This window comes from Aliiglaciecola sp. 3_MG-2023 (assembly GCF_030548205.1).
Classification (GTDB): domain Bacteria; phylum Pseudomonadota; class Gammaproteobacteria; order Enterobacterales; family Alteromonadaceae; genus Aliiglaciecola.
The window spans coordinates 1-2,133 of the sequence record NZ_JAUORV010000037.1 but is presented as its reverse complement, the minus strand read 5'-3'; the positions used below and the strand labels follow the sequence as shown (position 1 = coordinate 2,133).

Here is a 2,133-nt window from a genome sequence, read left to right as displayed (position 1 = left end):
GGGCGGTGTCCTAGGCCTCTAGACGATGGGGACAGAAATTTTGCCTATCGAAGCAAGCTTCGATAAATTTCTGTAAGACGAGTCGAGCCTGCGAGAGGAGCGACATTATAGGATGGTGAACCGCCCTATAACTATAACGAGCCTTACAAAATAAAATTCTTGTCATATCTACTGTTTACTGGCCTAGGTGGTAGTAAACAATCCATGATATTGGTGGAGCTAGGCGGGATCGAACCGCCGACCTCTTGCATGCCATGCAAGCGCTCTCCCAGCTGAGCTATAGCCCCGTGCTATATGTCACTAGTGGCTAAGCTTTTTTAGCTAGCTACCATTCCTTGACAGCGGGGCGCATTCTAGGCATCAGACCTTTTCATGTCAACGATTTTTTAAGATTTTTTTATGTTTTTTCTCTGTTTGCTATATAAATGAGCGCTTTGTCGATTCGTTGTGCAATTTGCTCAGATTTTAACAAGTGTAATGTGACATCAAGAGAAGGTGAATTCCCTGCCCCTGTGACAGCAACGCGCAACGGCATACCCACTTTCCCCATACCAATCTCTAATTCTTCGGCAGTTTCATTGATCGCATTCTGAATTGACTCTGGGGTCCATTGTGCAAGATTGGTCAATTTTTCTTTAACTAAGACCAATGGTTCTTTGGCAACAGGACGTAAATGTTTTTTCGCTGCCTTAGCATCAAACTCTTCATATTCTTCATAGAAGTAGCGACTAATCTGCGCTAACTCCACCAAGGTTTTCACACGATCTGCCTGTGCTTCAATAACGGCTTCAAGATCAGGTCCATTACTAACATCAATGTTTTGTTGCTCAAAATGCCATTTGGCGTGTTCAGCTACTTGTGCAGCAGGAAGAGTCTTAATGTAATGCTGATTCAACCAAATAAGTTTATCAGTATTAAACGCCGACGCGGACTGGCCAATGGAATCTAAATCAAATAGATCAATCATTTCTTGTTTAGAGAAAATTTCTTGATCACCATGGGACCAACCTAAACGCACAAGATAATTCAACAGCGCCTGGGGAAGATAACCATCGTCTCTGTATTGCATGACCCCCACTGCACCATGTCGTTTCGACAATTTTTTACCATCATCACCTAATATCATCGATACATGGGCATATTCTGGCACAGGCGCGTTTAACGCTTTCAATATATTTATTTGACGAGGAGTATTATTAATATGGTCTTCCCCTCTCACTACATGGGAGATCCCCATATCCCAATCATCCACCACTACACAAAAGTTATAAGTAGGAGTGCCATCACTACGTTGGATAATCAAATCGTCTAATTCAGCATTGGCGATTTCTATTTTGCCACGTATATGGTCATTGATAACCACAGTTCCCTCTAATGGATTTTTAAAGCGAATGGCAAAAGGTTGATCTTCGGGGTGATCAGTTCTATCTCTCCAAGTACCAGGATAACGAGGCTTTTCACCCGCGGCCATTTGCTTTTCGCGGATCTCGTCTAATTCAGCTGCGCTCATAAAACATTTATATGCTTTTCCTTCACTGAGCAATTGATCGATCAATTGTTTATAACGGTCGAAACGTTTGGTTTGATAATAAGGTCCATCGTCATAATCCAAACCTAACCAATCCATTCCTTCCAAAATTGCATCTATTGCAGCCTGGGTTGAACGTTCGATGTCAGTATCTTCAATCCGTAATACAAACTTGCCTCCTTTACTCTTGGCATATAACCATGAATAAAGTGCAGTTCTTGCACCTCCTACATGTAAATAACCGGTGGGACTGGGAGCAAAACGGGTGATCACGGACATTATTGTTTCCTTTTTAATTAAGTGCGCGAAGTTTACCAGCCTACGTCGTCTAAAAAAAACCAATTTTAAAAACTAATACCCGATTAACCCCACTTTTCGGCCTTTTTGTACATAAATTACGCGGTCACACTACCTAATGGATAGAAAACCAACATTTAGACAATATTTTTTTAGTTTAGGGTTGACAGTCTAAGTCGCATATCTATAATAGCGCTCCACTTGCCAAGCACAGCAAGTAAAAAAGAAAATTGGACGCTTAGCTCAGTTGGGAGAGCATCGCCCTTACAAGGCGAGGGTCACTGGTTCAAGCCCAGTAGCGTCCACCA

At 42.2% G+C, this 2,133-nt stretch carries 1 protein-coding gene and 2 tRNA genes; 1 reads left to right on the top strand and 2 read right to left on the bottom strand.

Features of this window, described 5'->3' with window-relative positions; all coding sequences use genetic code 11:
* Positions 1-211: 211 nt before the first annotated feature.
* Together Q4574_RS21400 and gltX are read right to left on the bottom strand one after the other, a co-directional pair.
* Positions 212-287: transfer RNA gene (locus tag Q4574_RS21400), tRNA-Ala, on the bottom strand.
* Between the two features lie 110 nt (positions 288-397).
* Positions 398-1,807: a glutamate--tRNA ligase gene (gltX, locus tag Q4574_RS21395; protein ID WP_303477711.1), complete on the bottom strand. Its 1,410-nt coding sequence runs from the start codon at positions 1,805-1,807 to the stop codon at positions 398-400.
* Positions 1,808-2,057: 250 nt separating this feature from the next.
* On the opposite strand from gltX, the gene Q4574_RS21390 reads away from it, so the two are divergent.
* Positions 2,058-2,133: transfer RNA gene (locus Q4574_RS21390), tRNA-Val, on the top strand.

What these genes read in the sequence shown, in the direction of transcription:
- gltX (WP_303477711.1), bottom strand. Translation starts at nt 1,807, where the DNA reads ATGTCCGTGATCACCCGTTTTGCTCCCAGTCCCACCGGTTATTTACAT.